This is a genomic window from Chromobacterium subtsugae, assembly GCF_035919665.1.
GTDB lineage: Bacteria > Pseudomonadota > Gammaproteobacteria > Burkholderiales > Chromobacteriaceae > Chromobacterium > Chromobacterium subtsugae.
Genome location: NZ_CP142381.1, coordinates 3,974,641 through 4,001,129 on the forward strand (window position 1 = coordinate 3,974,641; position 26,489 = coordinate 4,001,129).

The 26,489-nt window shown below is 65.9% G+C and carries 22 protein-coding genes and 1 pseudogene; 10 read left to right on the plus strand and 13 right to left on the minus strand.

The genetic code is table 11. The annotated features are described in order from the left end of the window. Nucleotides 1-236 precede the first annotated feature (236 nt). From mfd to U6115_RS18900, 5 genes and pseudogenes are all read left to right on the plus strand, one after another. The gene (gene mfd, locus U6115_RS18880; protein ID WP_043580829.1) at nucleotides 237-3,632 is read left to right on the plus strand and encodes a transcription-repair coupling factor; all 3,396 of its coding nucleotides are present in this window, start codon (nucleotides 237-239) and stop codon (nucleotides 3,630-3,632) included. Between the two features lie 1,325 nt (nucleotides 3,633-4,957). Beyond that, entirely contained in the window at nucleotides 4,958-5,587 is a 630-nt protein-coding gene (locus U6115_RS18885; RefSeq protein ID WP_043580831.1) for a Clp protease ClpP, read from the plus strand. A gap of 62 nt (nucleotides 5,588-5,649) precedes the next feature. After that, on the plus strand, nucleotides 5,650-6,420 hold the full coding sequence (locus tag U6115_RS18890; protein ID WP_052258430.1) for a substrate-binding periplasmic protein: 771 nt from the start codon (nucleotides 5,650-5,652) through the stop codon (nucleotides 6,418-6,420). Next, a complete protein-coding gene (locus U6115_RS18895) occupies nucleotides 6,417-7,208 on the plus strand; it encodes a substrate-binding periplasmic protein (RefSeq protein ID WP_043580833.1) in 792 nt (263 codons plus the stop codon). Before U6115_RS18890 ends, U6115_RS18895 begins: the two co-directional genes overlap by 4 nt. A 95-nt stretch (nucleotides 7,209-7,303) precedes the next feature. Next, a pseudogene (locus U6115_RS18900) lies at nucleotides 7,304-7,801 on the plus strand (DinB family protein). On the opposite strand, the gene U6115_RS18905 reads toward U6115_RS18900, so the two are convergent. Further along, on the minus strand, nucleotides 7,798-9,003 hold the full coding sequence (locus tag U6115_RS18905) for a sensor domain-containing diguanylate cyclase (RefSeq protein ID WP_160309863.1): 1,206 nt from the start codon (nucleotides 9,001-9,003) through the stop codon (nucleotides 7,798-7,800). The pseudogene U6115_RS18900 and the gene U6115_RS18905 overlap by 4 nt on opposite strands. Before the next feature lie 359 nt (nucleotides 9,004-9,362). Between U6115_RS18905 and U6115_RS18910 the strand changes: the two genes are divergently transcribed. After that, nucleotides 9,363-9,737, plus strand: a complete 375-nt coding sequence (locus tag U6115_RS18910) for a hypothetical protein (RefSeq protein WP_043580835.1) — start codon at nucleotides 9,363-9,365, stop codon at nucleotides 9,735-9,737. A 26-nt stretch (nucleotides 9,738-9,763) separates the two neighbouring features. Here U6115_RS18910 and U6115_RS18915 read toward each other — a convergent pair whose 3' ends face one another. Then, nucleotides 9,764-10,753 carry an aldo/keto reductase gene (locus tag U6115_RS18915; RefSeq protein WP_043580837.1) on the minus strand — a complete coding sequence of 330 codons (990 nt, stop codon included), beginning with the start codon at nucleotides 10,751-10,753 and terminating at the stop codon, nucleotides 9,764-9,766. A 99-nt stretch (nucleotides 10,754-10,852) separates the two neighbouring features. Here U6115_RS18915 and U6115_RS18920 point away from each other — a divergent pair, with 99 nt between their 5' ends. Continuing rightward, the gene (locus U6115_RS18920; protein WP_043580839.1) at nucleotides 10,853-11,755 is read left to right on the plus strand and encodes a LysR family transcriptional regulator; all 903 of its coding nucleotides are present in this window, start codon (nucleotides 10,853-10,855) and stop codon (nucleotides 11,753-11,755) included. Nucleotides 11,756-11,802: 47 nt separating this feature from the next. On the opposite strand, the gene U6115_RS18925 is transcribed toward U6115_RS18920, so the two are convergent. The 6 genes from U6115_RS18925 to U6115_RS18950 form a co-directional block, all read right to left on the minus strand. Further along, on the minus strand, nucleotides 11,803-13,194 hold the full coding sequence (locus tag U6115_RS18925; protein WP_043580841.1) for an amino acid permease: 1,392 nt from the start codon (nucleotides 13,192-13,194) through the stop codon (nucleotides 11,803-11,805). Nucleotides 13,195-13,456: 262 nt separating this feature from the next. Continuing rightward, on the minus strand, nucleotides 13,457-16,120 hold the full coding sequence (adhE, locus tag U6115_RS18930; protein WP_043580844.1) for a bifunctional acetaldehyde-CoA/alcohol dehydrogenase: 2,664 nt from the start codon (nucleotides 16,118-16,120) through the stop codon (nucleotides 13,457-13,459). Between the two features lie 350 nt (nucleotides 16,121-16,470). Beyond that, on the minus strand, nucleotides 16,471-17,529 hold the full coding sequence (locus tag U6115_RS18935; protein ID WP_052258432.1) for a carbonic anhydrase: 1,059 nt from the start codon (nucleotides 17,527-17,529) through the stop codon (nucleotides 16,471-16,473). Nucleotides 17,530-17,647: 118 nt separating this feature from the next. Then, entirely contained in the window at nucleotides 17,648-18,511 is an 864-nt protein-coding gene (locus U6115_RS18940; protein ID WP_230623455.1) for a DMT family transporter, read from the minus strand. A gap of 90 nt (nucleotides 18,512-18,601) precedes the next feature. After that, complete coding sequence (locus U6115_RS18945; RefSeq protein ID WP_043580849.1) at nucleotides 18,602-19,018, minus strand: ester cyclase; 417 nt, start codon at nucleotides 19,016-19,018, stop codon at nucleotides 18,602-18,604. Then, the gene (locus tag U6115_RS18950; protein WP_155294755.1) at nucleotides 19,015-19,152 is read right to left on the minus strand and encodes a hypothetical protein; all 138 of its coding nucleotides are present in this window, start codon (nucleotides 19,150-19,152) and stop codon (nucleotides 19,015-19,017) included. Before U6115_RS18950 ends, U6115_RS18945 begins: the two co-directional genes overlap by 4 nt. Before the next feature lie 96 nt (nucleotides 19,153-19,248). Here U6115_RS18950 and U6115_RS18955 point away from each other — a divergent pair, with 96 nt between their 5' ends. The 3 genes from U6115_RS18955 to U6115_RS18965 all read left to right on the plus strand — a co-directional run bounded on the left by U6115_RS18955 (nucleotide 19,249) and on the right by U6115_RS18965 (nucleotide 22,669). Next, entirely contained in the window at nucleotides 19,249-20,214 is a 966-nt protein-coding gene (locus tag U6115_RS18955; protein ID WP_043580851.1) for a LysR family transcriptional regulator, read from the plus strand. A 45-nt stretch (nucleotides 20,215-20,259) separates the two neighbouring features. After that, nucleotides 20,260-21,450 (plus strand): FAD-dependent oxidoreductase, encoded by a 1,191-nt coding sequence (locus tag U6115_RS18960; RefSeq protein ID WP_043580854.1) that lies wholly within the window; start codon nucleotides 20,260-20,262, stop codon nucleotides 21,448-21,450. Between the two features lie 76 nt (nucleotides 21,451-21,526). Next, on the plus strand, nucleotides 21,527-22,669 hold the full coding sequence (locus U6115_RS18965) for an alpha/beta hydrolase family protein (protein WP_197466007.1): 1,143 nt from the start codon (nucleotides 21,527-21,529) through the stop codon (nucleotides 22,667-22,669). Between the two features lie 90 nt (nucleotides 22,670-22,759). On the opposite strand, the gene U6115_RS18970 is transcribed toward U6115_RS18965, so the two are convergent. The 5 genes from U6115_RS18970 to dacB all read right to left on the minus strand — a co-directional run bounded on the left by U6115_RS18970 (nucleotide 22,760) and on the right by dacB (nucleotide 26,485). Next, complete coding sequence (locus tag U6115_RS18970; RefSeq protein WP_043580856.1) at nucleotides 22,760-23,761, minus strand: NAD(P)H-dependent glycerol-3-phosphate dehydrogenase; 1,002 nt, start codon at nucleotides 23,759-23,761, stop codon at nucleotides 22,760-22,762. A gap of 9 nt (nucleotides 23,762-23,770) precedes the next feature. Next, nucleotides 23,771-24,211 (minus strand): SH3 domain-containing protein, encoded by a 441-nt coding sequence (locus U6115_RS18975; protein ID WP_043580858.1) that lies wholly within the window; start codon nucleotides 24,209-24,211, stop codon nucleotides 23,771-23,773. An 8-nt stretch (nucleotides 24,212-24,219) separates the two neighbouring features. Beyond that, the gene (secB, locus tag U6115_RS18980; protein WP_043580861.1) at nucleotides 24,220-24,672 is read right to left on the minus strand and encodes a protein-export chaperone SecB; all 453 of its coding nucleotides are present in this window, start codon (nucleotides 24,670-24,672) and stop codon (nucleotides 24,220-24,222) included. Nucleotides 24,673-24,783: 111 nt separating this feature from the next. Next, nucleotides 24,784-25,041, minus strand: a complete 258-nt coding sequence (gene grxC, locus U6115_RS18985; protein WP_043580863.1) for a glutaredoxin 3 — start codon at nucleotides 25,039-25,041, stop codon at nucleotides 24,784-24,786. 52 nt (nucleotides 25,042-25,093) lie between these two features. Next, a complete protein-coding gene (gene dacB / locus U6115_RS18990; RefSeq protein WP_047244442.1) occupies nucleotides 25,094-26,485 on the minus strand; it encodes a D-alanyl-D-alanine carboxypeptidase/D-alanyl-D-alanine endopeptidase in 1,392 nt (463 codons plus the stop codon). Nucleotides 26,486-26,489: the final 4 nt, after the last annotated feature.

A 26,489-nucleotide genomic window follows, 5' to 3' on the forward strand; every position in this document is an offset into this window, starting at 1 on the left:
CGCTCCACCGCCGCCGCCGCGCGGGCGGCCGCCATGGATACATTCTTATTTTTGATACCACAATGGCATTACACTTTGTATTTCTTCATGCCAAAATACAGCGAGCTTGAGCCAAACGCATACGATAGCCGGGATTCCCGCCGCCCGCCAGCTTCCGATCGCAGGTAAAGCCCATGGGCATGGCCGGCGGACTGTTATAATCGCGGCAAGCTCAACCTCGTAGAAGCCAGATCAAGTTGGATACGCTCCCGATCATTCCGCCCCGCGGCCAGAAAACCCGCTGCGTTCGCCTGCCGGACGGGCTGGACAGCCAGACCGTCGCCGCGCTGGCGCGCCAACGCCAGCCGCTGCTGATCCTCACCGCCGACGCCCAGTCCGCGCAGCGGCTGCAGGCCGAGCTGCCCTTCTTCGCGCCGGAACTCTCCATCGCGCTGTTCCCCGACTGGGAAACCCTGCCCTACGACCATTTCTCGCCGCACGGCGAACTGGTCAGCGAACGGCTGGCGACCTTGTGGCAGATCCGCCAGCGCGAATGCCAGGTGGTGATCGCGCCGGTGTCCACCGCGCTGGGGCGGCTGGCGCCGGTGAGCTACCTGCTGGGCCGCACCTTCTTCCTCAAGGCCGGCCAGCAGCTGGACGTGGAAAAGCTGCGCGGCGACATGGTCACCGCCGGCTACCAGCACGTCACCCAGGTGATGGCGCCGGGCGAGTTCTCGGTGCGCGGCAGCCTGATCGACCTCTACCCGATGGGCTCGCCGCTGCCGTACCGGATCGACCTGTTCGACGCCGAGATCGACAGCCTGAAAACCTTCGACCCCGACACCCAGCGCACGCTGTACCCGGTGCCGGAAATCCGCCTGCTGCCGGCGCGCGAGTACCCGGCCGACGAAAGCGGCGTCACCGCCTTCCGCCAGCGCTACCGCGAAAAGATGGAAGGCGACCCGAGCAAGAGCCGCGTCTACAAGGACGTGTCGCAGGGCCTGTGGCCGGCCGGCATCGAATACTTCCTGCCGCTGTTCTTCGACGAAACCGCCACCCTGTTCGACTACCTGGGCGAGGACGCGCTGCTGGTGCTGCACCACGACGTGCAGGACGCGGCCGAAACCTTCTGGCGCGACGCCCAAGGTCGTTACGACATGGCGCGCGGCGATCTGGAACGCCCCATCCTGCCGCCGGCCGACATCTTCCTGCGCCCGGACGAATTGATGGCCAGGCTCAAGCCCTACGCCCGCATCGAACTGTCCGCCGACGAAGCCGCCCCCGGCCTCGCCCTGCCCGACCTGGCGGTGGACCGCCGCGCCGACGCCCCCCTGCACCGGCTGCAAGGCTATATCGCCCAGGGCGGACGCCGCATCCTGCTGGCGGCGGAAAGCCTGGGCCGGCGCGAAACCATGCTGGCCTTCCTGGCCGACAACGGCATCAAACCGACGCCGGTCGACAACTGGGCCGACTTCGCCGGCGGCAAAGCCGCGCTGGCGCTGGCCGTCGCCCCGCTCTATTCCGGCTTCGCCCTGCCCGAGCAGGGCATCGCGGTGGTGACCGAAAGCGAGCTGTACCAGCACGTGGCGCGCAGCCACACCCGCCGCAAGGCCAACCGCGCCGGCTCCGACGCGATGCTGCGCGACCTGGCCGAGGTGAAAGCCGGCGACCCGGTGGTGCACGAGGCGCACGGCATCGGCCGCTACGTCGGCCTGGTGACCATGGACCTGGGCGAAGGCGAAACCGAACTGATGCAGCTGGAGTACGCCGACGGCGCCACGCTGTACGTGCCGGTATCGCAGCTGCAACTGATCTCGCGCTACGCCGGCGGCGCCACCGACGACATCCAGTTGCACCGGCTGGGCAACCCGGCCTGGGAAAAGGCCAAGAAGCGCGCGGCGGAAAAAGCGCGCGACACCGCGGCCGAGCTGCTCAACCTGTACGCGCAGCGCGCGGCGCGCGAGGGCCACAGCTTCCAGCTGTCCCACGCCGACTACGCCGCCTTCGCCGCCGGCTTCGGCTTCGAGGAAACCCCCGACCAGGCCGGCGCCATCGAGGCGGTGATCCAGGACATGTGCTCCGGCAAGCCGATGGATAGGCTGGTTTGCGGCGACGTCGGCTTCGGCAAGACCGAAGTCGCGCTGCGCGCCGCCTTCGTCGCGGTGATGGGCGGCAAACAGGTGGCGGTGCTGGTGCCCACCACGCTGTTGGCCGAACAGCACTTCCAGAACTTCTCCGACCGCTTCGCCGACTGGCCGGTGCGCATCGCCGAGCTGTCGCGCTTCCGTAGCGGCAAGGAAACCAAGGCCGCGCTGGCCGGCCTGGCCGACGGCAGCGTCGACATCGTCATCGGCACCCACAAGCTGGTGCAGCCGGATATCGAATTCAAGAATCTGGGCCTGGTCATCATCGACGAGGAACACCGCTTCGGCGTGCGCCAGAAAGAGCAGCTGAAACGGCTGCGCGCTAATGTCGACGTACTGACGCTGACCGCCACGCCGATCCCGCGCACGCTGTCGATGGCGCTGGAAGGCCTGCGCGACTTTTCCGCCATCACCACCGCCCCCAGCCGCCGGCTGGCGGTGAAAACCTTCGTCAGCCCGCTCTCCAACGGCGTGATCCGCGAGGCGGTGCTGCGCGAGCTGAAGCGCGGCGGCCAGGTGTTCTTCCTGCACAACGAAGTCGACACCATCGAAAACATGCGGGAAAAGCTGGCCGAGCTGATCCCGGAGGCGCGCATCGGCGTCGCCCACGGCCAGTTGCGCGAGCGCGAGCTGGAACAGGTGATGCGCGACTTCCTGCAGCAGCGCTTCAATCTGCTGCTGTGCTCCACCATCATCGAAACCGGCATCGACATCCCCAACGCCAACACCATCCTGATCAACCGTGCCGACAAGTTCGGCCTGGCTCAGCTGCACCAGCTGCGCGGCCGCGTCGGCCGCTCCCACCACCAGGCCTACGCCTACCTGCTGACGCCGGACGGCATGACCCGCGACGCGCAGAAGCGGCTGGAGGCGATCCAGCTGTCCGGCGAGCTGGGCGCGGGCTTTTATTTGGCGATGCACGACCTGGAAATCCGCGGCGCCGGCGAAGTGCTGGGCGAAGGCCAGTCCGGCGAGATGCAGGAAGTGGGTTTCAGCCTGTTCACCGAAATGCTGAAACAGGCGGTGCGCGACCTGAAAAAGGGCCGCGCGCCCGACCTGGACGCCCCCCTGGGCGTCACCACCGAGATCAATCTGCACAGCCCGGCGCTGCTGCCGGACGCTTACTGCCCGGACGTGCACGAACGGCTGCTGATCTACAAGCGCCTGGCCAGCTGCGAGACCGAGGCCGAGATCGACGGCATCCACGAAGAGCTGATCGACCGCTTCGGCCTGCCGCCGCAGAGCGTGAAGACGCTGATCGAAAGCCACCGCCTGCGCCTGGTGGCCAAGGAGCTGGGCGTGCAAAAGCTGGACGCCAGCGAGGTGGCGGTGCAGATCGCCTTCATCAAGAATCCGCCGATCGATCCGGTGAAGATCATCATGCTGATCCAGAGCAAGAAGAATTACCGCCTGGCCGGGCAGGACAAGTTGCGGGTGGAGCAGGCGCTGCCGGAGGTGGCGCAGCGGATCGTGAAGGTGAAGGAGGTGTTGAAGGAGTTGAGCGCGTAGGCTCAACGACTTTCATAACGCACTCAACAAAAGGCCACCTCGGAGTTGGCCTTTTTCCTTTGCTTCAGGCGTCCCATATCCTATTTTTGCTGTAATGAAGGTAAATCGCTACCCAATCAACCCTATGCCATCCTCCATCCAAATTGGAGTATCCTTCTTGACCATTTCAGTATCAGCCTCAGCCATTATTAAGTTATATGAAATGTGGAGAGATAGGTTTCGCATTGAAATATCTTATAACTTCAGAAGTTTACCTCACATTGGCAACGACATTACCATTCGCAACTTGTCTCCCAAATCAATCACTCTGACACATTGGAGCTTGATTTATGTTTCGGGAAAATGGCCAACTCGTCATTACACACCCATGGCCAGTCCTGAATATGATTTCAACGATATAGAAATAAAAGCAAACTCCTCACACACATTAACATTTTCTGACATTAGCCACTTTGACTGGGGAGCGACATCCTTACGAGGCCGACGCATATTCATACGTATATATACCGCAGGCCGCAAGCCAATTACTCGCTTAGTTTACCCTCAAAATTAAAACTAATACCTTCTCACGCTCTTGAATCCGCTCCGCGGATAATGATTTAGATGCCGGTTCCGCCCGGCAAACGGGTGAGGGGGCCGCGCGGCCAGCCCCCTCACGACCCCGGGCCGCCCCTGCAGCCCGCGAAACCCCGACAAAAAACCGCTGGGCCAGGAGCCGCCGAAACTACATGCGTGCGAATCTTTGATTCGCTCAGCAGTACGCGCTACCGTCGCGCGGCGTCGAACAAGCGGCGGCTTAAAACCTTGCCCAGCGCTTTTTTGCCGGCGCGTGCTGAAAGGGGAAGGGGCGCGTCACTCACGCTCAACCTCTTGTAGGGAGGAAGCCCGGCCTTTCCCCGCATTCCACCATCCATAGCCTTACCTGGCTTTGCCTCTTGAATTTGCCTTGAACCCCATGTGGCGTACCCTCTACCAATCGCGTGGAACCGAACCGACTCGCCCTTCCCCATCAGCGCAAGCCGGCTTGCAAGCCATCTCCGGGATTTTAAGCTGCCGGCTGTTCGACGCGGGGCGACGGTAGCGCCCCGCTAGTTCCGGCAGCTCCCCGGAGATGGCTTGGAAGACGGGGTTTCGCCGCGCTGTTGGGGTCGCCTAGGGGTGTCGGGGAGCTGGCGAGACAGCTCCCTGACCTGCCCGGCGGGCAGCCCCGCCATGCGAATCATCATCCGCGAAGCGGATTCCTTGGCCCCTCAACTTGCGCCATTGCAAGGCAAGCCCTCCTCTCCCCGGCTAGATTGGAAAGACAAGCACAAGGAAGAAACGCCATGCCTCGCCACAACCCCGACGCGGACGACGACGACAAGCCCGTCCCGCTGTATCGCCAATACGAAACCCAGGGCACGGTGCGGCAGATATCGTTTTACCTGTCCGACGAGATCGGCGCCGCCATCCACTACACCGACCTCTTGTACACGCTGCGCACCGCCAGCAGCACCGACATCGTGTTCCTCCATCTGAACACCCCGGGCGGCAATTTCGACGCCGGCCTGCAGATCATCAACAACATCACCGCCAGCCCGGCCCACGTGGTCACCATCCTGGAAGCGCGAGCCTATTCGATGGGCGCGCTGATCTTCCTCGCCGGCGACGAGCTGATCGTCCACGACACCTGCCAATTGATGTTCCACAACTATTCATCGGCACTGATAGGCAAGGGCAATGAGCAACAGGCCCAGGTGATGGCCAGCGGCAAGTGGTTCGAGAAGGTGATGCGCCACATCTGCCGCCCCTTCCTCACCGACGAGGAGCTGGACCGCATCCAGAAAGGCGAGGACATCTGGCTGGACAGCGACAACATCCGCCGCCGCCTCAACCACATCCGCAAGGGCGAGCCGGCCGCGCAGCCGCGCAAACCAGCCAAACGCGGCGGCCGGGCAGAGCCGGACGCCGGCTGAGCCGCCTTGCCTTGCCTCGGGCTTGGCCGATAATCAAGACACACCCACTCCGGCCTGTCTTGATGAGCGCCATTCCCAAGTTTGCCTTCGCCGCGCTGCTGGCCTGCGGCGCAGCCGGCTACGGTTTCTCCGAGCCGGACGCGGATGCGCTCGCGCTGGTCACCGGCGAGTTTCCGCCCTATACCGGCGCGGCCCTGCCCCAGGGCGGCATCAGCGCGGTGCTGGTGCGCGAAGCCTTTCTGGCGGCTGGCCAGCCCGCCCCCAGCATCGTTTTCCTGCCGTGGAAGCGAGCCTATTCGGAAACCGAGCAGGGCCGCTTCGCCGCCAGCTTTCCCTATACCCGCGATGAAAACCGCGAGAAAGCCTTTCTGTATTCCGAACCGCTGCATCAGGACCGCTTCTCTTACTTCGCCCGCCAGGACGACGAGGATGCGCGCAAGGGACGCTGGCAAGGCAAACGCCTGTGCCTGCCGCTGGGCTGGACCACCGCCTATGTCGACGCCGACGTGCGCAAATACCAATTGCGGCTGGAGCGGCCGCCGACGCTGGAAAACTGCCTGAAAATGCTGAACAGCGACACCGTGGACCTGGTGTCCTGCAACGACTTCGTCGCCGATTACGCGATGCGCCGGCTATTCGGCCCGCGCGCGCCCTTCGCCATCGCCGATATCGGCAAGGCGCAGAGCAGCGAACTGTACCTGATCGTCAGCCGCCGCCGCCCCGACGCCGAGCGGCTGATCCGCCAATTCAACCAGGGCCTGGCGGCGCTGCGCGACAGCGGCCGCTATCAGCTGCTGCTGCGGCAATACCGCGAGCAGCCCCCCAGCCGATGAAAACCCTGTCCGCCCGCCTTGCCAGCCTGCCGGTTCTGACGTGCGCCCTGCTGCTGACGGCCCAGGCCGGCGCGGCCGAATTGCGCGTCGCCTTTTCCTCCAGCCGGCCGCCGTTTTCCTTCCACGACGACAAGCTGGGCGACACCGGCATCGAGGTGGACCTGATGCGGGCGGCGCTGGAGCGGATGGGCTATGCGATGAAAATCATGATCGTGCCCAATTCGCGGCTGCGGCGCGCCGTCGCCGCCGGCAGCGCGGACATCGCCTCGGCGGTGCACGAGCGCGGCCCCGACGGCAAGGGCGTCTATTATTCGGACGACTTCATCGAATACCGCAATGTCGCCATCGGCAAGCAGGGCCGGCAGCTGGATATCCGCTCGCTGCTGGACCTTGGCGGCCACAGCTTCGCCATCTGGCAGAACGGCTGGCGCGATCTGGGCCCCGTGTTCCAGGCCATCTACCAGCCCGACCCTTCCGGGCGCTTCCGCCACAACTATCACGAGAGCGCCAGCCAGGAAAACCAGTGCCGGATGTTCTGGGCCAACCGGGTGGAGCTGCTGATCATCGACCGCGCGGTGTTCGACTGGTTTCGCGGCAAGCTCGCCGCCAGCCTGCCCACCGCTGAGGCAGTCAGGTATTACGACATCTTCCCGCGAACCACCGGCTATCCGGCGGTTTTCCATGACCGCGCGCTGCGCGACCGCTTCAACCTGGCGCTGCGGCAACTGCGGCAAAACGGCGACTACCAGCGCATCGAGCGACGCTATCGCTCCGGCGAGCGCGACTGAGCCATGTCGAAAGCATTGCGGCCGACAGTCATTATCCATACACTGGCATATCATCGTTCCGACCCGCCACCGCCATGCCGCTACGCGATATCCGCATGCTGGTCCGCTACAGCGCCTGGGCCAACCAGCGCCTGCTGGGCGCGCTGGCCACGCTGCCCGAAACCGAATTGCTCAAACCGCGCGCCACCGTCTTCGGCAACATACTCAGCACCCTCAACCACAATCTGGTGGTGGACCGCATCTGGCAGGCCCATCTGCAGGGACGCGCGCACGGCTACGCCAGCCGCAACACCGAGCGCACGCCCAGCCTCGCCGAACTTGCCGTCGATCAGGCCGAGCTGGACCGCTGGTAGATCGATTACGCCGACGCGCTGGACCCGGCAGCCCACGACCAGGTGGTGGATTTCGCCTTCGTCGACGGCGGCAGGGGCAGCATGCGCCGCGGCGACATGCTGCTGCACATCGTCAACCACAAGAACTACCATCGCGGCTTCGTCGCCGACATGCTGTACCAGATTCCCGCCCCGCCGCCGGCCACCGATCTGCCGGTCTATCTGCGCGATGCCCATGATGAAGCCGGGCTCCTGGGCTAAAGCGGTTCAACCACCCGTTCGCGCTCGATTTCCACCCGGTTTCGGCCCTTGTGCTTGGCCTGGTACAGCAGCACGTCTGCCTCCAGAAACAAGCTGGCCAGGTTGGAATGTTCGCTGGGACGCAGGCAGGCCACCCCTATGCTGGCGCTGATGCGCAGCGGCTGGCCATTCACCTGGGGCGCCAGGTTGGCGATGGCGCCGCGCAGCCGGTCGGCGGTGTTGTAGGCGTCGATCCGGCCGGTCTGCGGCAGCAGCACCACGAACTCCTCGCCGCCGTGCCGGCCCAGCAGGTCGCCATGCCGCGCCTCTCCGCGCAGGCAGTCGGCCAGCTGGCGCAGCACTTCGTCGCCGGCCTGATGGCCGTGGCGGTCGTTGATGCTTTTGAAATGATCCAGGTCTATCAGCAATAATGCCAATTCAGCGCGTTTCTCCAGCGCGCGCAGAAACAGGCCTTCGGCCTTCTCATGGAAGGCGCGGTGGTTGTACAGCCGAGTCAGCCCGTCTTGCTGGGCCTGCAGCCGGACCTGCAGCAGCAGGCGCTCGTAACTGATCAGCAGCATGTTGAGGCTGAAGCAGAACGTGCACCAGAACAATCCAAGGCTGCTGAAGAGGTTGAACATCGACCAATGCCGGCCAAAATCCGGATCGCCGGCATAGCAGGCCACGCTCCAGCGACTGGCCGAAATCGTCAGCATCACCGCGGCCAAGCCCATCGCCAACCGGTGGCCGGCCGGCGTCCCCTGCTTCCTCTCCTGCAGCAGCAAGCGGAAAATCAGCCCCCAGTACAACAAATGCGAGCCGGAAGTCACCATCACCCGGCGGCCATAGTTCTCCACCCCACCCCAGTACGCGAACGCCGCCATCACCAGCGCCACCGACAAGGCGGCGTATCCCCAACTGCCGGAGCGGCCTAACATCTGCTGCGTGGCGATCAACGCCAGCGGGTGGAACAGCAGCAGCAACAGGGTGTCGAGCATCAGCATCGGCCAGGGCGGCAAAATCGGCGGCAGGTAGGCCAGCAGGGTTCCACACACGGCAAACGCGCCGCCCATGCCCAGAGTCAGCAGCGCGCGCTCCTTCCGGTTGTATAACCAGAACAACACCGCCACGCCCGTCAGCATGACGGTGTAGCCGGTGGTGCTGAGCAAGGTCGCCTTGAAATCCAGAATGCTTTGTATGTTTTGTATGGTTTGGTTTGACATGGAGGTCGGGTGCAGCGCTGCCGCCGCGCCAGCGGGCTCGGCCCGCCACGGCGCCGCGGGATTGTCGGCCATGGAATCGCAGACACCATAGCAGATCGCCGCCGTCCCGCATGGCGTTGAATGATGCCTTGCGCATGAAAAAACAGGCCTAGTGGCGTCGCCGCAACGCCGCCCGCGGCCAGCCGGCTTGCCCTGGCTGCCGCATATTGGATAAAATATCCATCTCTTCAGGCGCTTGCGCGCGGCTAGCTCCGCGCCGGCCCTTGCCAGCCACGCGGCCCCTCTTAATCGGCCGCGCCAGCCAGCTTTTCTTCCCAAACCATCGTCCGGCCGCCTTGGCCGGCGCCGCAGGAATCCTTATGCGCTTTCGCCGTTTCCTGCTGCCCATGGCGTTTTGCAGCGCGCCGCTGGCAGCCAAGACCTTGCCTTCCTATGATTTCGCGCTGCAGGCCAAGCCGGCGGCGGCGCCGCGCATCAATATGGCCGCGCCGGCCAAGCCGCTGCAAGTCCAGCCCGCGCTGCAGCTGCGCGATCTGGACGCCCCGCTCCAGCTGACGCCGCGCCAACAGCAGGAAATGCTGCAGCGGATGGAAAACCGGCAACCGCAGGCGCTGCCCGGCCAGCCGCCGCGCGCGCCCTGGGAGCGCCCCCAGCCGCTGCCGCGCTTCGACCCGCAAACCGGCAAACCCCGCGCCATCCCGATGCACGAGCTGCCCAAGCTGCCCGGCCGCTGAGCGCCACGCGCAAGCGGCCGGCGCGCTCAGCGGTCGATCAACTGCATTACGTCCGGCGCGTAGCGCGCGCCGCTGGCCCCGCCGTCGGCGAACACCGCCGCCAGCGCATCCCGCTCGCCGCCATCCAGGCTGACAGACAAGGCTCCCAGGTTGTCGCGCAGATTGGCCTGTTTGCGCGCGCCGGGAATCGCGACGATGTCCTCGCCCTGCGCCAGCAGCCAGGCTAACGCCAGCTGCGCCGGGCTGCAGCCCTTGTCGGCGGCCAGCGCTTTCACCTTGGCCACCAGGTCGAGGTTGCGCTGGAAGTTTTCGCCCTGGAAACGTGGGTTGTGGCGGCGGAAATCGTCAGGCGCGAAATCATCCGGGCTCTGGATGGCGCCGGTCAAAAAGCCGCGCCCCAGCGGGCTGTAGGCGACCAAGCTGGCGCCCACTTCGCGGCAAGCCGCCAGCGCGCCGTCTTCCGGATCCCGCGTCCACAGCGAATATTCGCTCTGCAGCGCGTGGATGGGATGGACGGCGGCCGCGCGCCGCAGCGTGGCGGGCGAGGCTTCGGACAAGCCCAGATAGCGCACCTTGCCGGCGCGCACCAGGTCGGCCATCGCGCCGACGGTTTCCTCGATCGGCACCGCGGGATCGATGCGATGCTGGTAATAAAGGTCGATATGATCGACGCCCAGCCGCTGCAGGCTGCCTTCGCAGCTGGCGCGGACGTATTCCGGCCGGCCGTTGACGCCGCGCTTCATCGGATCGGCCGGGTCCAGCACGATGCCGAACTTGGTGGCCAGCACCACCTCGCCGCGGCGGCGGGCCAGCAGTTTGGCCAACAGCCGCTCATTCGTGTGCGGGCCGTACATATCGGCGGTATCGAGAAAATTGACGCCCAGATCCAGCGCCGCGTCCAGCGTCGCCAGCGACTCGGCGTCGTCATGCGGGCCGTAAAAAGCGCTCATGCCCATGCAGCCGAGGCCCAGCGCGGAAACCTGCGGGCCATTGCGGCCCAGAGTGCGTTTTTGCATCGCCATCGCTCCTGAAGTGGAAAGTGACATCAGCATAAGGGATGGCCAGCCGCCGATAAATGGGCCAAAATGACAAACATTATGTAGCTGAGCTTAACAATGTCGCGTCCCCAGCACGATGCCCTGCAAACTTTCGCCCTGATCGCCCGCCTACGCAGCTTCACCCAAGCCGCCGCCGAACTGGGTGTCACCGCTTCCGCCTTGAGCCAGACCATGCGCCAGCTGGAGGCGGAGCTGGGCGTGCCGCTGCTGATCCGCACCACCCGCCAAGTCGCGCCGACCGAGGCCGGCGACGCGCTGCTGGAGCGGCTGGCGCCGGCTCTGGAGCAAATCCGCCAGGCGCTGGAAGATGCGCGCCAGCTGCAGGGCCAGCCCGCCGGCACGCTGCGGCTGACGCTGCCGCACAGCGCGGCGCAAATCGCGCTCTATCCCCATCTGGTCGGCTTTCAGCGCCGCCATCCGGCCGTGGCGCTGGAGCTGGACATCAGCGACGGCCTGGTCGACATCGTCGGCCAGCGCTTCGACGCCGGCATCCGCTTCAGCGACCGCTTGCAACCCGGCATGCAGGCGGCGCAGATCAGCCGCCCGCTCCGCTTCGTCGCAGTGGCCACGCCCGAATACCTGGCGCGCCATGGCGCGCCGCAAAGGCCGGATGATCTGTTGCGGCACGCCTGCATAGGCTACCGCTTCGGCGCCAGCGGGCCGCAGTACCGCTGGCAGTTCGTCGAGGACGGCCAGCCGCGCCAGCTGGCGCTGCGCGGCCCGCTGCTCACCAACGACAACCAGGCCCGGCTGCTGGGCGCGCGCGGCGGCATCGGCATCGCCTACCTGGCCGAAACGCTGGTGAGGGATGACATCGCCGCCGGCCGGCTGCTGCCGGTGCTGGAGTCCTACCTGCCGCCGGCCGAGGCGCTGTACCTGTTCTACCCGCAGCAGCGCCGCCTGCCGGCAAGGCTCAGGGTGTTGATAGACTTTCTGCGCGAAGCCAACGGCGTCGTCTGAAATGACAAAACCCGCCAAACGGCGGGTTGCGCGCGGCAAGCCTGAAGCTAGCGCCCCTGCTGCGCCAGCCGCCAGGCGGCATCCTGCTTGTGGTAGCCCAGCAAGTAGTACACCGCCACCAGGAACACCAGCCAGCCGGGGCCGACGATCAGCGCCACGCGGGTGTCCGGGAAGTAGGCCATCAGGGCTATCACCAGCGCCAGGAAGCCCAGCGTCAGATAGGAGCCATACGGCCACAGCGGCATGCGATGGCTGATGCCGGCCAGTTGCTCGGCCGACAGCGAACGGCGGAAGCGCAGCTGCGCCAGCAGGATGATCAGCCAGGTCCACACCGCGCCGAAGGTCGAGATGGCGGTCAGCCAGGTGAACACTTCCTTCGGCGCCAGGTAATTCAGCAGCACGCCCAACAGCAGCGCGGCGATGGACAGCAGCAGCGCCGGCAGCGGCACCCCGCTTTTCGAAACCTTGGCGAACAGCGGCAGCGCCTGTTTCTGCTCGGCCAGGTTGAACAGCATGCGGCCGGTGCTGTAGATGCCGCTATTGCACGAGGACAGCGCGGCGGTCAGCACCACGAAGTTGATGATGCCGGCGGCGGCCGGAATGCCCAGGCTCTCGAAAGTCATCACGAAGGGGCTGCCGCGGGTGCCCAGCTCGTTCCACGGGTAAATGGACAGGATCACGAACAAGGCGCCGATGTAGAAGATCAGGATGCGCCAGAACACCGAATCCACCGCGCGCGCCAGCGCCTTTTTCGGGTTCTTCGCCTCGCCGGCGGTCAGGCCCAGCATTTCCACGCCCAGGTAGGCGAACATCACCATCTGCAAGGACATCAGCACGCCGGAGAAGCCATGCGGCATGAAGCCGCCGTGCGCCCACAGATTGGCGATGCCGGTGGCGACGCCGTGATTGCCGAAGCCGAAAATAATCATGGCGAAGCCGCCGGCTATCATCAGCACGATGGTGACGATCTTGATCAGCGCGAACCAGAACTCGAATTCGCCATAGGCCTTCACCGCGATCAGGTTGACGCCGCCCATCGCCAGCATCGCCGCCAGCACCCAGTACCAGGACGGCACGTCCGGAAACCAGATGCCCATGTAGACGCCGACGGCGGTGATTTCCGCCATGCAGGTCACCAGCCACAGGAACCAGTAGTTCCAGCCGGTGAGGTAGCCGGCCAAGGGGCCGAGGTAGTCTTGCGCGTAGCGGCTGAACGAGCCGGCCACCGGATTGTGGATGGCCATTTCGCCCAGCGCGCGCATGATCATGAAAATGGCCAGGCCGCCGATGCCGTAGGCCAGCATGATGGCCGGGCCGGCCATCTTGATCGCGGTGGCCGACCCCAGGAACAGGCCGACGCCTATCGTCGCGCCCAGCGCCATCAGGTTGATATGCCTCTCCTCCAACCCGCGGTGCAGGGTCTGTTGTTCTCCTGGCATGCAATGCTCCTTGTGTAAGCGTGGAAATCCCGGTTGCCGTTTTGCTGTTTTCTTACCGGTTAATGACAAAGCATTTTACATATATTCATATCAATATGAATATTTGAGCACATTAAAACCTTGATTCAACATTTTCAAGCGCATAAAAATTCAAACCACTCGCCATAAGCGTCAATAGAAATGACGCACATGCCTAAGCGGCGGACGCAAAAAAGCCCGGACTCGCGTCCGGGCTTGGCTGATGCGGCATTCCGCGCGGCGGTCAGGCCTTGGCTTTGCTCTTGCCCTTGGCCGGCTTGGCTTCCGCGGCATCTTCCTCGCGCTCCCAGGCTTCCTTGTACGGCCGGCCGTAGAAGCTGTCCAGCAGCAGCTGCTTCAGCTCGCTGATCAGCGGATAGCGCGGATTGGCGCCGGTGCACTGGTCGTCGAAGGCGGCTTCGGCCAGTTCATCCACCTTGGCCAGGAAGTCCGATTCGGCCACGCCGGCGGCCTGGATCGACGCCGGGATGCCCAAGGTCTTCTTCAGCTCATCCACCCACTCGATCAACTTTTCCACCCTTTCGTGGTCGCGGCTGGCTTCCAGGCCGAGGTGGCGGGCGATCTCGGCGTAGCGCGCCACGCTCTTCGGCCGGTCGTACTGGCTGAAGGCGGTTTGCTTGGTCGGCACATCGGCGGCGTTGTAGCGGATCACGTTGCTGATCAGCAGCGCATTGGCCAGGCCGTGCGCCAAGCCGAACTCGGCGCCGATCTTGTGCGCCATCGAGTGGCAGACGCCCAGGAAAGCGTTGGCGAAGGCGATGCCGGCGATGGTGGCGGCATTGTGCACCTGCTCGCGCGCTTTCGGGTCCTTGGCGCCGTTCTGGTAGGACGACGGCAGGTATTCCTTCAGCAGCTTCAAGGCTTGCAGCGCCTGCGGATCGGAGTACTCGTTGGCCATCACCGACACATACGCTTCCAGCGCGTGGGTCACCGCGTCGATGCCGCCGAAAGCGGTCAGCGACTTGGGCATGTCCATCACCAGATTGGCGTCGACGATGGCCATGTTCGGCGTCAATTCGTAGTCGGCGATCGGATACTTCACGCCGGTCACTTCATCGGTCACCACCGCGAACGGAGTCACTTCGGAACCGGTGCCGGAAGTCGTCGGCACCGCCACCATCATGGCTTTTTGGCCCAGTTTCGGGAACTGGTAGATGCGCTTGCGGATGTCCATGAAGCGCAGCGCCAGGTCGGCGAAATGCACTTCCGGATGCTCGTACATCACCCACATGATCTTGGCCGCGTCCATCGGCGAGCCGCCGCCTATCGCCATGATCACGTCCGGCTTGAAGGCGTGGGCCAGATCGGTGCCCTTGCGCACCACCGCCAGCGTCGGATCGGCCGGCACCTCGAAGAAGGTTTCCACTTCCAGGCCCATCTTCTTCAACAGGCGGATAGGCTCGTCGACGAAGCCGTTCTCGAACAGATACTGGCCGGTGACGATCAGGCAGCGTTTCTTGCCGGCCAGGTCTTCCAGCGCCACCGGCAGGGAGCCGCGGCGGAAGTAGATGGACTTCGGCAGCTTGTGCCACAGCATGTTCTCGGCCCTCTTGGCGACGGTTTTCTTGTTGATCAGGTGTTTAGGGCCGACGTTCTCGGAGATGGAGTTGCCGCCCCAGGAGCCGCAACCCAGCGTCAGCGACGGCGCCAGGCTGAAGTTGTACAAGTCGCCGATGCCGCCCTGCGAGGACGGGGTGTTGATCAGGATGCGGGCGGTCTTCATCTTGTCGCCGAAGTAGCGCACGCGCTCTTCCTGCAGGTCCTGATCGGTGTACAGCGCCGAGGTGTGGCCGATGCCGCCCATGGTCACCAGCGCGGCCGCCTTGTCGCAGGCGTCGAGGAAATCCTTCGCGCGGTACATGGCCAGGGTCGGCGACAGCTTCTCGTGGGCGAAGGCTTCGTTTTCGGACACTTCCGTCACTTCGCCGATCAGCACCTTGGTGGTCGGCGGCACTTCGATGCCGGCCATCGCTGCGATCTTGGCGGCGCTCTGGCCGACGATGGCGGCGTTCAGGCTGCCGTCATTCAAGATCACCTTGCGCACCGCCTCGGCTTCGCTCTTGGACAGGATGTAGCCGCCATGCTTGGAGAAGCGTTCGCGCACCGCGTCGTAGATTTCATCGACGATGATGACCGACTGTTCGGACGCGCACACCACGCCGTTGTCGAAGGTCTTGGACATCAGGATGGAGGCCACGGCGCGCTTGATGTCGGCGGTTTCGTCTATCACCGCCGGCGTGTTGCCAGCGCCGACGCCGATGGCCGGCTTGCCGGAAGAGTAAGCCGCCTTCACCATGCCCGGGCCGCCGGTGGCCAGGATCAGGTTGACGTCGGGGTGGTGCATCAGCTGGTTGGACAGCGCGACGGACGGCTCGTCTATCCAACCTATGATGTCTTGCGGCGCGCCGGCGGCGACGGCGGCTTCCAGCACCAGGCGGGCGGCTTCGCAAGTGGAGCGGCGCGCGCGCGGATGCGGCGAGAAGATGATGCCGTTGCGGGTTTTCAGCGAGATCAGCGCCTTGAAGATGGCGGTGGAGGTCGGGTTGGTGGTGGGCACGATGCCGCACAGCACGCCTATCGGTTCGGCGATGGTGATGGTGCCGAAAGTGTCATCCTCGGACAGCACGCCGCAGGTCTTCTCGTCCTTGTACTTGTTGTAGATGTATTCGGAAGCGAAGTGGTTCTTGATCACCTTGTCTTCCATCACGCCCATGCCGGTTTCGGCCACGGCCATCCGCGCCAGCGGGATGCGTGCGTCGGCGGCTACCAGCGCGGCGCTGCGGAAAATGTGGTCGACCTGCTCTTGCGTGAACTGCGCGAAGGCCTGCTGCGCCTTCTTGACGCGCGCCACCAGGGCGTCGAGTTCGATTTGATTGCTAACGGCCATAGTGTCTCTCCAGAAACCAAATGAAATTGCCGGGCATCTATTTATTCGTTTTCAGCTATTTATTTTCGAAAACGAAAAAATTGGCAGAAAAACCAGCTGCCGACGCGCAAACGGCGCGGACGCCATTCAAGCTTGTGTAGCGCGGCCATTACAAGGCGACTCAGATAACCTTATAAAAATTGGGGCTTTTCAAGCTTTTTGCCCCGGCCTCGCCAGACTCACCACCATGCTAGTCTGTTTTCGGATATTCGTTTTTGCGCCTAGCCAAACAATTGCCGCTTCGCCAACAAAAAGAGCGCCGTTTAGGCGCTCTGCAAAAGGTCCTGGTCAAAACATCTGTAACGACGATGCTACCGGCCCATGAAGCCGTACTTGAAATACTGGCCGCTGCGGGTCAGCTCGCGGATGCGCGCCGGATCGGTCTCGCCGTTGATATTGGTGATCACCAGCCGGCCGCGGCCCTGCTTCAGATCGTTGTTGTAGTCGTAATAACCGCCCAGCACCGCCAGCCGGCCGGCCTCCACCTCGCCGGAAAACTTGAGGATGGAGCCTTCCACCTGGTTGTTGATGTTGATCAGCGCGCCGTTGGTGGCGTCGATGCCCTTGGGAATTTCGATATTGTCGAGCTCGCGCTGGATGGCCGGCTCCATATTGCTGTAATCGCCGGCGGCGGTTTTGATCGCGCCGCAGCCGGTATGGCTGATGAACATCAGCAGCGGCGTGTGCAGATGGCGGACGCCGTACTCCACCGAGCCCTCGGAGGTGGCCAGCTGGTTGCCCAGATTGCTGATCACGAACAGTTCGCCGTCGGCGTCGCCGCCCAGCATGCCCACCTGGCCGCCCGGATTGGAGCAGGTCACCACCGTGGCGCGCGGCGTCTGGCGGCCGCCCAGCTTGGCGAGATAGCCCGGCGAATGCTTGGCGATATAGGCGCCGTTGGCCTTCAATATGCTGCCCACCACGCTTTTCACCTGGCCGGCCTCCCCTGCCGCGACCGCCGCCGCCGCGCGCGCCGGATGCCTGGCCTTGGCGCGCGCCTTGCGGGCGGCGTGCGGCCTGCCTCCCGGCGCCGTCACTTCCGGACTGGGCTGGCTCAGGTCGCGCGCCGGCGGTTTGCCCATCGGCACCGACGGCGCCATTTTCTCCGGCGCCGCCTGGACGTCAGCCTTGGCGCCGCCCTTGCCCGCATCCATCTTTTTGCCAGCCTCCGCGGGCTTGCCCGGCTTGGGCGAATTCGCGCCGGATGGCGACGCCGACTGCGGCGGCGCGGCGGCGGCGCCATCCGGCGCCTGCGCCGGCTTGCCCGGCCGCAACGGCAGCTTGATCACCTGCTGCACCTGCGGCTCCGGCGCTCCCGGCGCATCGTCCGCCCATGCAGACTGCAACGCCAGCAGCAGCGGCAACGCCATGCACGATCTGATATGCCGAGAGTTCATGCTCGAGTCCTTAAGGTCATCAAAGGAAATATTCATTCTATTCTGCATCATCGACTATAGCCGGAAAAGGCACCAGTCGGCATGCGCCGGCTCAAGCCTGCTTGCGCTGGCTCAGCCACACCCCGGCGAACACCAGCACGCCGGCCAGACCCTGCCAGGCCTCGAAGCGCTCTCCCAACAGCCACCAGGCCAGCAGGACGGTAAAAACCGGGATCAGATTGTTGAAGGCGCCTGCCCGAGCCACTGGAATCCGCGACACCGCCCAGGTATAGAGGCCGTAAGCGCCCAGCGTGATGACCGCGCCCAGGTACAGCACCCACAAGCTCGGCGCCAGCAGCAGCCGCTGCGGCCACTGCCCCCATGGCGTCAGCATCGCCAAACCGAACCAGGCGCTGCCGGCCAGCGCCTGAATGCCGGTGATGGCCAGCGGCGAGTAGCGCGTCGACAGCCGCTTGGCGATCAGCACATAGCCGCAGGCGCACACCATCGCGCAAAACTCCAGCGCGTTGCCCAGCAGCGGGTCCGGCGCGCCCGGACCGGCGCGGCTGTCCATGCTCAGCCAGATCACGCCGGCGAAAGACAGCGCGATGCCCAACCATACCTGGCGCGGCTGGCGCTCGCCGAGGAACAGGCTGGCGCCGACCGCCATCAGCATCGGCAGCGTGGCGGTGATCACTCCGGCCTGCGACGCGCTGGTATAGGTCAAGGCATTGGCTTCGAACAGGAAATACAGGCAGGGCTCGGCCAGCCCCATCGCCAACAACCAGCGCCAGTCCCCGCGGCGGTAGCGCCAACGGATGCGGCCGCTCATCGCCAGCGGCAACAGGCACAGGCTGGCGATCAGCATGCGGGCGAACAGCACCGCCAGCGGATGATAGAACTGGAATACGTATTTGAGCACGATGAAGGCGCTGGACCACAGGAACATGGCCAGCGTCAGGGCGAGATAAGGCAAGATGTCTCCCGATGCGGTTGGCGGGCCGTCTGCGCGGCCCTATGCGGCAGACATTGTTTCAGAAGAAGACGGCGGCTGTCGAACGCCGCGTCATTCCAATTGCCGCGCCAGCCCCATGCGGTCGGCCTGTATCCAGTACTCGACGATCTTGCCGTCCGCCACCCGATAGCAGGCGCTGTCCACCAATGCCAGCGGCCTGCCGCTGGCCGCATGGCCGTCCAGCTCGCCCAAATGGCGGCCAAGCTGGGTCCAGCGCGCATAAGCGCGGTCGCCATCCACCAGCAGTTCGTCTATCCGCAGCTGGAAATCGCCGAACAGGCGCTTGAATTCGCGCACGTGCTCGGCGTAATTGGCCGGGCTGCGCGCCAGGGTGCGCGGATTTTCCGACTCCAGCTGATGCGCGGCGACGCTGGTCGCCATATAGCGGCTGACGGCGTCAGGATTGACGCCCGAACGCACCTCCTGCAAAAAACCCAGCACCACCGCCCTCGTTTCCTCCCGACTCATCGCCTTCCCTCCATAAGGTTGCGGATGCGCTGCAGCGCTTCCATCTCATCCCGGCAGACATGCCGGGCATGGATGGCCATGCCCTGCCACCACCAGTCCCGCCACTGTCTGAGCATGATCAGCAACGTGCTCATTTTCGCCTCCACTGTTCAATCATTCATCATGAGGCGTATCGTATACACGCTGGTTTTATTGAAAAAGCCCATTCGTCATGACACACTGTTCATGAAATGAGAACAAATCACCTACCCGATGCCCAGGCGATGCTGGCCTTCGACGCGCTGGTGCGGCGCGGCAGCTTCACTGCGGCCGCCGAAGAATTGGACTGCACCAAGAGCCGGGTCAGCCAACTGGTGAAAGCGCTGGAAAAAGACCTGGGCAGCGTGCTGGTGCTGCGCAACACCCGCCGCGTGGCGCTCACCGAGGCCGGGCAGCGGCTGGCCGCGCACGCGCGCGAATTGCGCGGCCTGCTGGAGCGGGCCCGCCTGGATGTCAACGAAACCGAGGGCGAAGTCAGCGGTCCGCTGGTGATCAGCTCCATCACCTCCTTCGCGCAATACCTGCTGGCGCCCATCCTGGCCGAGCTGGCGGTGCTGCAGCCCGGCCTGCAGTTGAAGCTGCAAGTTGAGAACCGGCTGCAGGACCCGATAGCGGAAGGCTTGGACTTCTGCATCCGCACCCGCAACGTCCATGACGACGCGTTGGTGGCCAAACCGCTGGGCTTCGTGCGCGAATGGGCGTTCGCCTCGCCGGACTATCTGGCCAAGGCGCCGCCGCTGGAAGCGCCGGACGACCTGATCCACCACCGCATCCTGCTGGACACCAGCCGCCCCAAGCTGCGCGACGCGCCGGAATGGCTGCTGGAAAAGGACGGCGCGCAGAAACTGATCCGGGTGCAGCCGGTGCTGTCCAGCCACCAGTACGCGCCGCTGCTGTCCGGCGCCATCGCCGGCAGCGGCATCGCCCTGCTGCCCCCCTACGTAGCGGCCGAGCACCTGAAGTCCGGCCGGCTGGCGCCGGTGCTGCCGGGCTGGAGCCACGACTGCTGGCCGGTATTCCTGGTCTACCCTTACCGCCATCCGCTGCCGCGCAAATACGAGGCCTTCATCCAGCACGTGGTGCCGCGGATGCGCGCGCTGCTGGAGAACAGCCTTGATCCAGGCCAAGGCGGCGCGGCGGCGCCATCGTCAGAATGACGGCCATTCGCGCCGGCGCTGGCCCGGCCTGACAAGGAGAACTCAATGGAACACCGCGACATCGTCATCGTCGGCGGCGGCATGGTCGGCAGCGCGCTGGCGGCGGCGCTGGCCGGCAACGGCCTGTCGATCTGCGTGCTGGAGCGCGAAGCGCCGGCGCCCTTCGACCCGGCGCAAGACCCCGACCTGCGCGTATCGGCCATCAGCCCCGCCTCCGCGCGCTTCCTGGCCGGAATCGGCGCCTGGGACAAGGTGCTGGCGATGCGCGCCGCGCCTTACCGCCGCATGCAGGTGTGGGAGGGGGAGGAAAACCGCGCCGCCTTGTTCGACGCCGCCGAGGCCGATGTCGAACAATTGGGCCATATCGTGGAAAACCGCGTGGCGCAGCTGGCCGCCACCGCGGCGCTGCGGGACAAGGGCGATGTCGACTACCGCTGCCCGGCGGCGGTGAGCGGCATCGTCTACCGCCCGCAGGCCACGCAACTGACGCTGAGCGACGGCAGCCAACTGCAGGCGCGGCTGGTCGTCGCCGCCGACGGCGCGCGCTCGCTGGTGCGCGAGGCGGCCGGCATCGGCATCACCGGTTGGGACTACCCGATGCACGCGCTGGTGCTGGCTTGCCGAACCGATGGCGGCCAGCAGGACATCACCTGGCAGCGCTTCACGCCGGACGGCCCACAAGCTTTCCTGCCGCTGTGCGGCGACGCTGCCTCGCTGGTGTGGTATCACCGCCCGGAGGAAGTGAAGCGCCTGCTCGCGCTCCCGGAGGCGGAATTGATCGCCGCCGTCGCCCAGGCCTTTCCGCGCAAGCTGCCCGGCATCGTCCGCATCGCGGCGCGCGGCAGCTTCCCGCTCACCCGCCGCCATGCCCAGCGCTATGTCCGGGACGGCGTGGCGCTGGCCGGCGATGCCGCCCACACCATCCACCCACTGGCAGGGCAAGGCGTCAACCTGGGCTTCCAGGACGCCGCCGCGCTGGCCGACGTCATCCTGTCCGCCCGCGGCCAAGGCGAGGACTGGGCCGCCGCCGCCGCGCTGGCCCGCTACACCCGCGCCCGCAAGCCGGCCAATCTGGCGATGCAGGCGGGCATGGACGCCTTCTGCTATGGTTTCTCCAACGACATCGCCCCGCTCAGGCTGCTGCGCGGCCTGGGGCTGCGGCTGGCCGACAAGGCCGGCCCGCTCAAGCGCGGGGCGATCCGTTACGCATTGGGACTGGGGCCGCTGCGCCGCTGAGGCCTGAAGCATCGAGGCAGTCGGCCGCGCCGCGGGCGGCTCCGCTTGCGACCACCTCCGTTGGAAAGCGGCCTCGATGAAACTTCCCATTCTGCCGGCCCTGCTGGCCCTTGTCCTGGCCGGCGGCGTCCGCGCAGATGAAACGCTGGCGCGCGATCTGGGCGAAGAAGTGCTGCAATTGCCGGTGCGCCTGCCCGGCGGCATCCACGCCATGACCATCACCGTCTACCATCCGTCCGGCCCCGGCCCCCACCCGCTGGCGGTGCTCAGCCACGGCCGCGCCACGACCCCGGCGGAGCGCGCCCGTCCATCCCGGGTGCGCATGCTGGACGCCGCCCGCTATTTCGTGCGCAAAGGCTTCGTGGTGATCGTGCCGACCCGGCAAGGCTACGGCGCCAGCGCCGGCGGAGCGGATCCGGAAGACTCCGGCCCCTGCCGCGACAAGGACTATGCCGACTCGCTGCGCCCCGCCGTGAGCGAAATCCTGGCCGCGCTAGACTACGGCCGCCGCCTCGACGAAGTGGACAGCCAGCGCATGCTGCTGCTGGGTCAATCGGTCGGCGGCATCAGCACGGTGGCCGCCGCCGCCGAAAACCCTCCCGGCGTGATGGCGGCCATCAATTTCGCCGGCGGCGCCGGCGGCGACCCGGCCAGCCATCCCGGCATCCCCTGCGCCGAGCCCCAGCTGCGGCGGCTGTTCGCCGAGTTCGGCGCGCAGTCCCGCACGCCGATGCTGTGGGTCTACACCCGCAATGACCGCTTCTTCGGCCCGGAATACACGCAGGAATGGGCGCGCGCCTACCGCGAGGCGGGCGCCCGGCTGGACTACCGGCTGCTGCCGGCCTTCGGCGACAACGGCCACCTGCTGTTCGCCGACGGTCCGGACATCTGGATGCCGCTGCTGGAGGCCTATCTGGGCAGCCTGGGCTTTCGCCAACCCGACATCCCGCCGCGGCCGGCGCCCAACGGCTTCGCCGCACTGAACGACAGCGAACGCATTCCCTATCTGAAGCCCGAGGACAGGCGCGACGCTTACGCCCGCTTTCTGTCCAGCCCCTTTCCGCGCGCCTTCGCCATCAGCCCGGACGGCCATTGGGGCTATGCCCACGGCGGCGACGCCGCCGGCCGGGCGCTGGGCTTCTGCCAGAACCATAGCCCCAGCCCCTGCTCGCTGTACGCGGTGGACCAGGACGTGGTGTGGCCGGGCGGCCAGCCTTGAGCGGCCCGGCAGCGGGCCAAGCAGGCGCATGAAGCAAACGGGAAAGACAGGATGTTCCGCGGCGGCGGCGCGCCGTCGCCGCGGGAGGGATCAATCCAGCATCGCGCCGGATTCGGATTTGGGCGAGCGGCCCAGCAGGCCGGCCACCACCTGCTGCGGGTCGTTGCCCTGGTAAAGCAGGCCGCACACCGCGGCGGTGATGGGCATGTCCACTTCCAGACGCTCGGCCATGGTCAGCACTTCGCGGGCGGTGGCCACCCCTTCGGCGACATGGCCCAGCTCGCGCAGCGCCTGTTCCAGCGGCTTGCCCTCGGCCAGTTTCAGGCCCACCTGGCGATTGCGCGACAAGGCGCCGGTGCAGGTGAGGATCAAGTCGCCCATGCCGGACAAGCCCATCATGGTTTGCGGGCTGGCGCCCAGGGCGACGCCCAGCCGGCTGATCTCGGCCAGGCCGCGGGTGATCAACGCCGCGCGGGCGTTCAGGCCGAAATCCAGGCCGTCGGCGACGCCGGTGGCGATCGCCATCACGTTCTTCACCGCGCCGCCCACCTCGACGCCCACCAGGTCGTCGTTGGCGTACAGGCGCAGCAGCGGGCTGTGCAGCTCGCGCGCCACGCGGGCGGCGAACTCGGCGTCGTCCGACGCGATGGTCACCGCGGCCGGCAGGCCCTGCGCCACTTCGCGGGCGAAGCTGGGGCCGGACAGCACGCCGCAGCGATGGTCGGCCGGCAACTCCTCCGCCACCACCTGGTGCGGCAGCAGGCTGGAACCGGCCTCAAAGCCCTTGCAGGCCCACAACACCGGCGGCAGCGACTTCAAGGCCTTCAACGCCTTCAGCGTGGGCCGCAGGCCGGCCATCGGCGTGACGATCAGCGCCAGCTCCGCGTCCTGCAGCGCGGCCGCCAGATCGGCGGTCAACGCCAAGCCTTCGGGAAACGGACAGTCGGGCAGATAACGCCGATTGACGCGCTCCTCGCCCATCTGCGCCGCCTGGCCGGCGTCGCGCGCCCACAGCGTCACCTGATGGTGACGGGCAAAAGCTATCGCCAGCGCGGTTCCCCAGGCGCCGGCTCCCAATATCGCCAGTTTCATGCCAGGCCCTTATAAACCCCACAAATCGGTAATACGAGCATAGCCGACGCTGCCGTCGCGGTGGCGCACCTTGGCCCAGCCGGCCTGCGGCGCTTCCATCAGCTCCAGCACGCCATCCTTGGGCACGGTGAACAGCAGCTTGCCGTCTTCGCCGGCCTTGTCGCGCACGCCGGCCTGAGTCGACACCACCAGCAGCCAGCGCTGCTTGGACAGCGCCGCGGCCGGAATCCAGGCGATGCCGCCGGTGGCGTCGCGCACGCGCGCCCATTCCTTCTGGCTCTGCAGCACTTCCACCGGGTAATAGCGGCTGACCACGAACAGCTTCTTCGCGGACAGCGCCGGCGCCTCGTACAGTGCGACGCCGGTTTCCTTGACCGAGCGGAATTCCAGGGCCTGGGCGGCCTGGGCAACGCCCAGGGCCAACAGCAGCGTAATGACGAGGCGCTTCATGCGATGCCTCAGGCGTTGCCGGCTTCAGCCTGCTGCGCACGCTGCTGCATGTACAGGGCTTCGAAGTTGATCGGCGCCAGCAGCACCGGCGGGAAGCCGGCGCGGTTCACCACGCTGGACACCGCTTCGCGGGCGTACGGGAACAGAATGTTCGGGCAAGCCACGCCCAGGATCGGATCCAGGTCTTCGCCCGGCACGTTGCGGATCTGGAAGATGCCGGATTGGGCGACTTCGCACAGGAACATGGTTTTTTCCGGCAGCTTGGCGGTCACGGTGACGGTCAGGGTCACTTCGTAGAAGCCATCGTCCAGTTGCTGGCCGGCGCTGGCCAGCTGCATGTCGATTTCCGGCTGAGCCTGCTCCAGGAATACCTGCGGCGCGTTCGGCACCTCCAGCGACAGGTCTTTTACGTAGATTTTCTCGATGGAAAACGCCGGTTGCAGCTCTTGTTGTTCGCTCATGATTCTTTCTCGCTAATAACCGCCTGGATGACGGTTGAATTGTTTGGATACAGCGGCGGGCATCATCGCATGAAAGCCGGCGGCGGCCAACCGGCGCGGCCCGCCCCGGTTTCAGTCGGCCAGCAGCGTGTCCAGCTTGCCGGCGTGGTTGAGCGCGACCAGGTCGTCGCAGCCGCCGACATGGGTGTCGCCGATGAAGATCTGCGGCACGGTGCGGCGGCCGGTGATGGCCATCATCTTGTCGCGCTGCTCCGGGTCCAGATCAATGCGGATTTCCTGGATGCCGCTCACGCCCTTGCTCGCCAGCAACTGCTTGGCGCGCACGCAGTACGGGCATACCGCGGTGGTGTACATGGTAACCGGTTTCATATTCCTCGCCTGATGGGGTCTGTCGGGGTCGATTATAGCCTGAGTCTGGCGCTCAGCGGTTTGCGCTGGATCGCGCCGCCGCGTCGAAAGCGCCGACCACGTCGGCCACCACCGCGTCCAGCGCCTTGGCCATCTCCGGCGCGCGCGGGCTGTTGACGATGGCGACGATCGCCAGCCGGTGCCCATCCGCCGCCAGCCAGTAGCCAGCCACCGCCCTCACGTCGCGCAGCGTGCCGGTTTTCAAGCGCAGCCGCGGCCCCAGGCCGGCGAAACGCTTCTTCAGCGTGCCGTCCTCGCCGGCGATGGGCAGGCTGGCCAGAAACTCGCCGGCGTAAGGCCCGCGCGCGGCGTCCAGCAGCACCTCGCCCATCAGGCGGGCGCTTACCCGCTCGCGCCGCGACAGGCCGGAGCCGTTCTCCAGCGCCAGCGCGCCGGCGTCGGCTATGCCCTTCTGCGCCAATTGCCCGCGCAGCGCGCGTTCGGCGGCGGCGGCGGTGTCCTCGCCGCCCGCCTCCCGGCCCAGCGTCAGGAACAGCGTGCGCGCCATGGTGTTGTTGCTGTACTTGTTGGTGTCGGACAGCGCCACCGTCAGCGGCTGCGACTGCCAGACCGCCAGTTCGCGCGCGGCAGCCGGGGCCGTCCCCAGTCCCACCGCCAGCGGCCCCACGCCGCCCAGCGCCCGCCACAGCGCGGTGAAATCCTGGCCAGCGAAGTCATCGTGCTCCAGCACGCTGACGAAGGCGCGAGCGCCGTCGCAGGCCGCCGGCACGCTGCCTTGCACGCCGACATGGCGGCCATCGTTGCGGATGGCGACGAAACGGCGCACGTCCGGGCAGGGCTCGTCGCCGCCGGGCTTGAGCTCGGCCTGCAGGCTGACGCCGGCCAGCGGCGGGTCCAGCACCACCCGCGCGCCCTTGTCGTCGTTGTAGAAAGTCAGCCAGGCGACTTTCAGATTGGTCAGGTGGCTGTCCGCGCTCACCATGAAGGCCTTGCCGGCGTCGCCGGCGAAGTCGTCGGCGCCGCCCACCCGGCTGAACGCGCGCTTGTCCAGCAGCAGCCTGCCGTCCAGCTGGCGGATGCCGCGCAGGCGCAGGCTGTACAGCAGGCTCAGCAGATTGCCGTTGTCGAAGCGCGGATCGCCGCCTCCCAGCCAATACAAATCGCCTTTCAGCGTGTCGCCCCGCACCGGCGCTTCGGACAGCAGCGCCGTCTTCCAGCGGTAGTCCGGCCCCAATTGGTTCAGCGCCGCCCAGCCGGTGAGCAGCTTCATGGTGGAGGCCGGATTCACCGCCTGGTCGGCGCGGTATTCGGCCACCGGGCTGCCGCCTTCCACCGGCGCGGCCCACACCGCGATCTCATCCGGCTGGAAGCCATGCAGGTCCAGCGCCTGGACCGGCGCGGCGCTGGCCGTCAAAGCAGCCAGCAGAATCAGTTTACCCGTCATGTTC